General features: G+C 48.9%; 9 protein-coding genes. 5 read left to right on the top strand and 4 right to left on the bottom strand.

Annotated features, from left to right (window positions below; translation table 11 throughout):
• Positions 1 to 530: 530 nt before the first annotated feature.
• The 4 genes from I2C21_RS17135 to I2C21_RS17120 all read right to left on the bottom strand — a co-directional run bounded on the left by I2C21_RS17135 (position 531) and on the right by I2C21_RS17120 (position 3,385).
• Entirely contained in the window at positions 531 to 1,181 is a 651-nt protein-coding gene (locus tag I2C21_RS17135; protein WP_195279874.1) for a WG repeat-containing protein, read from the bottom strand.
• A complete protein-coding gene (locus I2C21_RS17130; RefSeq protein WP_195279873.1) occupies positions 1,178 to 1,900 on the bottom strand; it encodes a hypothetical protein in 723 nt (240 codons plus the stop codon). Before I2C21_RS17130 ends, I2C21_RS17135 begins: the two co-directional genes overlap by 4 nt.
• 17 nt (positions 1,901 to 1,917) lie before the next feature.
• The gene (locus tag I2C21_RS17125) at positions 1,918 to 2,499 is read right to left on the bottom strand and encodes an HTH domain-containing protein (RefSeq protein ID WP_195279872.1); all 582 of its coding nucleotides are present in this window, start codon (positions 2,497 to 2,499) and stop codon (positions 1,918 to 1,920) included.
• A gap of 82 nt (positions 2,500 to 2,581) precedes the next feature.
• On the bottom strand, positions 2,582 to 3,385 hold the full coding sequence (locus I2C21_RS17120; RefSeq protein ID WP_195279871.1) for a helix-turn-helix domain-containing protein: 804 nt from the start codon (positions 3,383 to 3,385) through the stop codon (positions 2,582 to 2,584).
• A 361-nt stretch (positions 3,386 to 3,746) separates the two neighbouring features.
• On the opposite strand from I2C21_RS17120, the gene I2C21_RS17115 reads away from it, so the two are divergent.
• The 5 genes from I2C21_RS17115 (at position 3,747) to I2C21_RS17095 (ending at position 7,601) form a co-directional block, all read left to right on the top strand.
• The gene (locus tag I2C21_RS17115; RefSeq protein WP_195279870.1) at positions 3,747 to 4,160 is read left to right on the top strand and encodes a cysteine-rich VLP domain-containing protein; all 414 of its coding nucleotides are present in this window, start codon (positions 3,747 to 3,749) and stop codon (positions 4,158 to 4,160) included.
• A 111-nt stretch (positions 4,161 to 4,271) separates the two neighbouring features.
• Complete coding sequence (locus tag I2C21_RS17110) at positions 4,272 to 4,667, top strand: replication initiator protein A (protein ID WP_195279869.1); 396 nt, start codon at positions 4,272 to 4,274, stop codon at positions 4,665 to 4,667.
• A gap of 184 nt (positions 4,668 to 4,851) precedes the next feature.
• Positions 4,852 to 5,796, top strand: a complete 945-nt coding sequence (gene mobV / locus I2C21_RS17105) for a MobV family relaxase (protein ID WP_195279868.1) — start codon at positions 4,852 to 4,854, stop codon at positions 5,794 to 5,796.
• A complete protein-coding gene (locus tag I2C21_RS17100; RefSeq protein WP_195279867.1) occupies positions 5,780 to 5,995 on the top strand; it encodes a hypothetical protein in 216 nt (71 codons plus the stop codon). Before mobV ends, I2C21_RS17100 begins: the two co-directional genes overlap by 17 nt.
• A gap of 94 nt (positions 5,996 to 6,089) precedes the next feature.
• Positions 6,090 to 7,601, top strand: coding sequence for a recombinase family protein (locus tag I2C21_RS17095; protein ID WP_195279866.1), 1,512 nt, complete (start codon positions 6,090 to 6,092; stop codon positions 7,599 to 7,601).
• The last annotated feature ends 54 nt before the right edge of the window (positions 7,602 to 7,655 follow it).

The following is a 7,655-nucleotide window of genomic DNA, read 5'->3' as shown; positions in this document are numbered from 1 at the left end:
GAAACATTATGGACAAGGACACAAAAGGCAGACCGTGAAACGGGCTGCTGACAACAAATAAAGGCTGAATATCAGGCACCGGGAAAGTGCGGGATATTCAGCCTGTTTTGTTGTCCGGGGTTTCCAAAGGGGCTTGCCCCTTGGCACACGACTTTGCTTGCAAAGTGTAGTGTGTTATACCTGTCGGCGCGGCTGACGGGGGAAACGGGGGGCGGTGCTTTTTGCGCCCCGTTTGCTCCGGCAGGAAAACAGGCGGAGATTTTGCGAATGGCGATAAGCAAAAAATCAGGCTGTTTTCAGAAAGCGGCGGCAGGTATATGGAAGCCCCCGTCCCTCGTCCTGCGCTCCCGTTTGTGGCCGCACTCCCGTAAAAATGGAAATGGGCGGGAAGCCATTTTGTGGCTTTCCCGCCTTGATTACCCATCAGCAAGGACGGGCGGGGCTGTCAACGGCGGCGCATGAAATGCGCCGTTCATTTTAACCGTTGACCGGCTCGACCGGCTTTGCTATCGCCCACGCATGATATTATCTCATTTCTCCATCATGGATAGTTTTACAATCCCCCACTTGCCGTCTTTTTTAACGCAAATCACCCCAGTATCGCTTTCCTTCATATCGGAGTAAATAGGTGGTAAAATCTCATATCCACTGTGGTGTAACAATCCCCATCTTCCTTTTAGCTTTATTCTTATCAGCTTACCATAAATCGGATAGGCTTGTTGATAGCTTATATCGACAAGGAGTTCACCTGTTATTTCGGAAACAACGCCCCATTTTCCGGAGACCCTCACAGCACATAAATCGTCATAGCCGCACCATATTTCATCAAACCAATCTTCGGTGATATGCGTTCCGGTCATATTCAGCAAGCAGTATTTTCCGTCTTTTTTACCCCATAAATTCTTTGAGCGAAAATGAAATTCTTCTTCATAAATGCAGGGGATAAGAACATTTCCTTTTATATCAAGAAGTCCATACAGTCCGTTTTTCTCAACGCATATCAGGCCATTATTGGACAGAGATACTGTATCATATTCAATAGGAATTGCAATCGTTCCATTTTCGCTTATAAAGCCCCACATTCCATCCTTTGAAACTTTAATCAGTCCGTTTTCGCTGTGCCAGACCTCATCATAATCCAATTCACATGGAACTTGAATAGCAGCTTCAATACAAGTCACTTTGAACACACTCCTTTGCTTTGACATATAAGTGCTTGCTGATAACTTCCTATCAGCCCGTAATAATTCATTATATCTGGATAACGATTTGACGGATGATAATAGTCCAGCACAATGACATCGTGACCATTCAGCCGTGTGAAATAGTAAAGGTTAGAGTTTTGTCTATCTTTAATGTTATATCCCATAATGACATTGAGAGATGTTATGGTATATCCGCACACAATAATAGTTGGGTCAATCAATTCGATTTCACGGCGCAATTCTGTGCGATCATACTCTGCATATTGCAAAATATTGTCTTTCTCGGAGTCTTTCGCTCCGTCACTTTTCTTCACATTGACAACGGCAATCTGGCGGAGCTGCTCATTTCCAAAATAGTGCATAGCCACTTCATCTCTAAACGGGCATAAATCGGTGGCTGATGTATGTAGTAGTCCTTGCGTCCATTGAGATACCCTTTTCCATGTAATGTGCTTTCCCATTTTTGCTTCGGTTAGAAGGTGCTCCTTTATTAAATCCCAGTCACTTGTTCCGTGATATGCTTCTTTGAGCAGATATAGGGGCCGCACTTTTTGGGAAAACCACTGCTCCGGGCATACAATACCATCTCGAATGAACACATTTTGACTGTGGTTAATATCATCAGATGGTGCTTTATTTTTCCATTCTTGAAATAGCAATTCAATATCGTTTATATATTTATCTGCACGTTCCATTCTAATCCTCCTGATTTTTAGAAATCATCCCATAAAACTGATTTGCCAACACTCAATTTCCAGCCCTTTGATGCTGCGTCGTACTCAATCCATTCTCCCGCAATCCGAAGTGTTTCAATGTATCGTTGCACAGAACGTTCTGATACCTCCAACTTTTCAGCCAATTTCTTTGTGGAAATCCCCGGTGTTTTTCTGATTGCGCTCAACACAAACAGGGTATTTGCCACAACAACGCTGAAATTTTGGTGCTTTTTCTGTTTGCGCTGTGCGTCCATAAATATAAATCGGATTTGCTGCTTCATCAATTCAAAGCAGGAAAACACCTTGATTTTATGGCGCAAATTGACTGGCAGGGAGATTTCTCCTATTAGAATTACCACCTCGGAAAAATCTCCAATTTCGCGGAAAAAATCAAGGAGCATATCTCGTTCATTGACAGACAGTTTGCCAATCCTTACTACAATTCCACTAACAGGCGTTGCAATTATGTCGGTAAAACATTCTGTGACAAATGCAGAATAATTTAGCGGGATATTTTTTTGTAGCTGATTTGTTTCCTCAGCGGTCAATCCGTATGTTAAAATATCATAACTCTGCATTTGTTCCACCACCTTATTTCATTTTATTGCATTACGGCGACAACAGTATGGCACCGAATGATAATTTTTTCGGTAGCTTGTCTTATCGCCTTTTACCTCTCTGTTGAATATGCGACTTCATAAAATCTGATTTTGAGCCTATCCGTATCAACCACTGCTTTTCTTCTTCCGTCAGCTTGTGATAAGGCAGTCTGTTTTGCTTACAGTAAATCAGCAGCCATTGTTCCAGTCTGCTTCCCTTGAAGTTTGCTACTTCATCCAAATCTTTCTTCAGTTCGGTGACAACGGAGTTTTTAGGGGCACTTTCTGCCCGTCCCCGGTGGGCTTCCTTAATGTCCTCCATAATGCCATCTATATCGTCATGCACCCGGCGGCTGAAATACTCGCCCTCCTGCACATGGCTTGCTTTCAGCAGATAGGCGGTTTTGTCATGCTCTCCCGGCTGATATTTCTCCATGATTTCCGCCCTTGCTACGTCAACCCATGCGTTCAGGTTTTGGATTTGCCCAGCGGCAACACCGTTCACGTAGATTTCTATATCTGCCAACAGTTTCACAAAGTCCCTGTGCGTGGCTAACTCACAAAACAAGGCAGTATCAATCCGCCCGTTTTTCAACAGGTCTATCATATCATCACTCAAACGCAGGTCTGCAAGATCGGCGTTTGGGTGATTTTTTGTTTCGGTCAATCCCAGCAAATAATCGGCGGTCACTCCGTAAAACTTCGCCAGCTTGATAAGGGCATAGTGGCTGATGTCCTTATACTCATCCGCTTCGTAGCTGCCCAGCGCAGACTTGGAGAGGTGCGTCTGCTCCGCAAGCTGTTCCAGCGTCAAACCACGCTCTACACGCAGGTCTTTTAGGCGTTCTTGAATGGTTAAGGCCACTATCCAGCCCCCCTTTTCTCTATGATAGTTTCATTTTACCACAATTCCGAGAGCGTGGAAATAGGGAGTTTTTCAGTCGGATTTCCCACCTTTCGGATATACGGGACGGGCGGTCATTTAGGTGTAGACTTATCTTAGTTCATCGATGGACAGTACCTTGACAATCGAATGACCGTCCGAAAAGGAATATCCGGCGGGGGAAGCACCGCAAGGAGCCAACTTCTGGACAAAGTGTCCAGAGGTCGCTTCGGGACAAGTTGGCCCGAAGCTGTGGGGAGCGTGCCAACGCCGGAACACGCCGCAGGAATGGGGCAGGAAAACTTTTCGGGGAGAACGGCAAAATCGGAAAACGGAGGGACGCATGATAGAAAATCCATATAAACGCTTGCCGCCCATAGAGCGCAGGCCGGACAATTCCCTTTACCGCATGACCCCGGCACAGCGAAAACAGGCCAATGCCTTGATACGGCGGGAGTGCTGTAACTGTGAGGACGGCAACTGTATTGTCCTTGACGATGGGGACGCCTGCACCTGCCCGCAGACAATTTCTTTCTCAGTCTGCTGCAAGTGGTTCCGCTGGGCGGTCTTGCCGCTGGACGGGGCATTGGAAGCAGAGTTTTTCCGGGATAAGGACTTGAAACGCTGTGCAGTCTGCGGCGGCGTATTCGTCCCCAAATCCAACCGGGCTAAATACTGCCCCGGCTGTGCCGCCAAAGTTCACAGGCGGCAGAAAACAGAAAGCGAACGGAAAAGGAGGTCTTGTGTGGACAGTTAGGAGTGAAAAAAGCCTTGATTTATCAGGCTTTGCAAGCCCCAAACCGGGGCGGGTAGTATAAATTATCGCCCACCCCGGAAAACGGGCTTCTAACCGTCCACAAAACACGCTATGACAAACACGATTTACATTCATCAGCCGGAACAGGCGTTCAGCTTCACCCGGCTCCCCAATTTTCTCTTTGAAGCCCCTACATTCCAGCCCCTGTCCAACGAGGCAAAGCTGCTGTATGCCTTTATCCTGCGCCGGACGGAGTTATCCCGGAAAAACGGGTGGGCGGACGAGTACGGGCGCATTTACCTGTACTATCCCATCTGCGAGGTGGTGGACTTGCTCCACTGTGGGCGGCAAAAGGCGGTGAATACCCTGCGGGAACTGCAATACGCCGGGCTGGTGGAGATCCAGAAGCAGGGCTGTGGAAAACCCAACCGCATTTACCCAAAATCCTATGAAGCGGTTTCAAACACCGACTTCAAGAAATCCGGTTATGGTACGCCGGAGGATTGAAAACCGTACCCATGAAGTACGGAAATCACCCCTCTGAAGTACGGAAACCGGACGGTATATAGAAATACAAAGATTAAGAGACTGATTTAGATTCTATCCATTCCAATCCTATCCGAGCTATTTTCTGCGGGATTTTCCCTGTGGAAAACCCGCCGGAAAGGAATGGAACGGGGAAAGGAGCAGAATGGCACAACACGCAATTTTGCGTTTTGAGAAGCACAAGGGCAACCCGGCAAGACCGCTGGAAGCCCATCACGAAAGGCAGAAAGAGCAATACGCCAGTAATCCCGATATTGACACGGCAAAGAGCAAATACAACTTCCACATTGTCAAGCCGGAGGGCAGGTACTACCACTTCATTCAAAACCGCATTGAACAGGCAGGGTGCCGCACCCGCAAGGACAGCACCCGGTTTGTGGATACGCTCATCACCGCCAGCCCGGAGTTTTTCAAGAAGAAGTCCCCAAAGGAGATACAGGCGTTTTTCCAGAGGGCGGCGGACTTCCTCATCGGGCGGGTAGGCCGGGAGAATATCGTGTCGGCGGTGGTACACATGGACGAGAAAACGCCCCACCTGCACTTGACCTTTGTGCCGCTGACAAAAGACAACCGCCTGTGCGCAAAGGAGATTATCGGGAACAGAGCCAACCTCACAAAATGGCAGGACGATTTTCACGCCTATATGGTGGAGAAATATCCCGACTTGGAGCGTGGCGAAAGCGCAAGCAAGACAGGCCGGAAGCATATCCCCACCCGGCTGTTCAAGCAGGCGGTCAATCTCTCCAAACAGGCCAGAGCCATTGAAGCCGCCCTTGACGGCATTAACCCGCTGAACGCCGGAAAGAAGAAAGAGGAAGCCCTCTCTATGCTGAAAAAGTGGTTTCCGCAGATGGAGAATTTCTCCGGGCAACTGAAAAAGTACAAGGTCACAATCAATGACCTGTTAGCGGAAAATGAGAAGCTGGAAACCAGGGCAAAGGCCAGCGAAAAAGGCAAGATGAAAGATACCATGGAACGGGCAAAGCTGAAAAGCGAACTGGACGATATGCGGCGGCTGGTTGACCGTATCCCGCCGGAGATTTTGGCGGAACTGAAACGGCAGCAGCGGCAGCATGGAAAGGAAAGGTGATTTTATAAGTACGAATATCAGATACAAAAAGGAAACAGAGGTCGTGACTTTTCAGGGGAAAGAAATCATGCTGGAAAACCTCTCTCCGGTGTTCACGCCGGAGCAGGAAGCGGCCAAACGCCGGGAACTGGAACAGCAGCTTTATGAGGTGTTCCGCAAGTACGCCGAAAAGCGGAAAAGCGAGGACGCCGGGGCGTAAGGTTTCCCAAAGCCACCATTGATTTGCGGGGCTGCTGGCGGTATAATAAAGCTGTCAGCAGCTCCGTTTCTTTTTTAAGAAAAGGAGCGACAATATGAATAACAGGATAGACGCAATCTATGCAAGGCAATCGGTAGACAAAAAGGACAGCATTTCCATTGAAAGCCAGATTGAGTTTTGCAAATACGAACTGAAAGGCGGGAACTGTAAAGAGTACAAAGACAAAGGGTATTCCGGGAAAAATACGGAGCGTCCAGAGTTTCAGCAGCTTATGCGTGATATTGAAAGCGGCCTTGTGCGAAAAGTAGTTGTCTACAAACTTGACCGTATCAGCCGTTCCATACTGGACTTTGCGAAGATGATGGACTTCTTCCAAAAGTACGAAGTGGAGTTTGTGTCCTCTACGGAAAAGTTTGATACCTCCACTCCGATGGGGCGTGCTATGCTGAACATCTGTATCGTGTTCGCCCAGCTGGAACGGGAAACGATACAGAAGCGGGTGCAGGACGCATGGCACTCCCGCTGCCAGCGTGGTTTCAAGATGGGCGGCAAAACGCCCTATGGTTTTCGGACAGAGCCGTATGTGATGGACGGGGTGCGCACAAAGAAGCTGGTGGTTGAGCCAACCGAAGCGGCCTTTGTCCGGCAGATGTATGAGATGTACGCTGACCCGCAGGTATCGCTGCACGACATCACAAGAAAGCTGACAGCGGACGGTATGCGCACTTATCACGGCAGGCCGCTGTCAAGGGCGACTTTGAGCGTCATTCTCCGCAACCCGATTTATGTTATGGCTGACCTTGATATATACGAGTTTTTCAAGAGCCAGGGGACGGATATTTACAATGACGCCGCCGACTTTGCGGGGACAAACGGCTGCTATTACTATCAGGGCAAGGGCAACACGGAGGACAAGCATAAGCACCTGCAAGGGCAGACGCTGGTGCTTGCGCCCAGCGAGGGGTTTATCCCGTCTGAACTGTGGCTGAAATGCAGAAAGAAGCTGCTTGCCAGCCATACTTACCAGCCCGCAAGGAAAGCCCGGAATACATGGATGGCGGGAAAAATCAAATGCGGGAAATGCGGCTATGCGCTCATGTCGGCGCACTCCAACGGTATTTTTTATATGCGCTGCACCGTCCATGCGGACAGCGGGGCCTGTCCCGGCTGCGGCTGTGTAAAGCTGCACGAACTGGAAGCGGTGGTCTATGGGGCTATGGTAAAGAAGCTGAAAGATTTTAAGACGCTGACAGGCCGGAAAAAAGCGGCGAAAATCTCCCCGAAGCTGGCGGCAAAGCGGCTGGAACTGGCGCAGGTGGAAAGCGAGATTGAAAAGCTGCTTGACACGCTGACGGGCGCAACCCCGGTCTTGCTCTCCTACGCAAACAGCCGGATTGAGGAACTGGACGCAAGGCGGCAGGACATTTCCAATGAGATTGCGAAGCTGTCTGCGGACGCTGTGCCAGCCGAAAGGATAGAAAGCATTTCCGGCTATCTGGATGACTGGGAGAATATCGGCTTCGAGGACAAGCGGCAGGTGGTGGACGCATTGATAACCGTTATCCGGGCGACAAACGAAAAGGTAGAAATCGAATGGAAAATCTGACGGGCTGCCCCCGTCATACGCTATCCCTTTTGTGCCCTTGTCTATATTAGTGAA

It is taken from the genome of Clostridium sp. J1101437_171009_A5 (assembly GCF_015547905.1).
In the GTDB taxonomy this organism is placed as follows: Bacteria; Bacillota; Clostridia; order Oscillospirales; family Oscillospiraceae; genus Pseudoflavonifractor_A; species Pseudoflavonifractor_A gallinarum.
This window is presented reverse-complemented; position numbering and strand designations above follow the sequence as displayed.

Excerpts from the sequence above, each read along its gene's own strand:
- I2C21_RS17130 (WP_195279873.1), bottom strand. The coding sequence starts at position 1,900 with ATGGAACGTGCAGATAAATATATAAACGATATTGAATTGCTATTTCAA.
- I2C21_RS17125 (WP_195279872.1), bottom strand. The coding sequence starts at position 2,499 with ATGCAGAGTTATGATATTTTAACATACGGATTGACCGCTGAGGAAACA.
- I2C21_RS17115 (WP_195279870.1), top strand. The coding sequence starts at position 3,747 with ATGATAGAAAATCCATATAAACGCTTGCCGCCCATAGAGCGCAGGCCG.
- I2C21_RS17110 (WP_195279869.1), top strand. The coding sequence starts at position 4,272 with ATGACAAACACGATTTACATTCATCAGCCGGAACAGGCGTTCAGCTTC.
- mobV (WP_195279868.1), top strand. The coding sequence starts at position 4,852 with ATGGCACAACACGCAATTTTGCGTTTTGAGAAGCACAAGGGCAACCCG.
- I2C21_RS17100 (WP_195279867.1), top strand. The coding sequence starts at position 5,780 with ATGGAAAGGAAAGGTGATTTTATAAGTACGAATATCAGATACAAAAAG.
- I2C21_RS17095 (WP_195279866.1), top strand. The coding sequence starts at position 6,090 with ATGAATAACAGGATAGACGCAATCTATGCAAGGCAATCGGTAGACAAA.